This window comes from Staphylococcus simulans (assembly GCF_002902285.1).
In the GTDB taxonomy this organism is placed as follows: domain Bacteria; phylum Bacillota; class Bacilli; order Staphylococcales; family Staphylococcaceae; genus Staphylococcus; species Staphylococcus simulans.
In genome coordinates this window covers 1-254 of record NZ_PPRU01000070.1, presented here as the reverse complement: position 1 = coordinate 254, position 254 = coordinate 1, and the positions used below count along the sequence as shown (strand labels likewise).

The window sequence follows — 254 nt, the reverse complement described above, 5'->3', positions numbered from 1 at the left end:
GCCAACGGCATAGCTGGGTAGCTATGTATGGACGGGATAAGTGCTGAAAGCATCTAAGCATGAAGCCCCCCTCAAGATGAGATTTCCCAACTTCGGTTATAAGATCCCTCAAAGATGATGAGGTTAATAGGTTCGGGGTGGAAGCATAGCGATATGTGGAGCTGACGAATACTAATCGATCGAAGACTTAATCAAATTTCAAGTTTTGATTGGTCGAATTGAAATTTACTTACTATCTAGTTTTGAATGTATAA

At 40.6% G+C, this 254-nt stretch carries 1 rRNA gene; it reads left to right on the top strand.

Going from position 1 to position 254, the window contains the following annotated elements:
• Positions 1-195: ribosomal RNA gene (locus CD112_RS12920) — 23S ribosomal RNA — on the top strand; the annotation flags it as partial.
• Positions 196-254 lie beyond the last annotated feature (59 nt).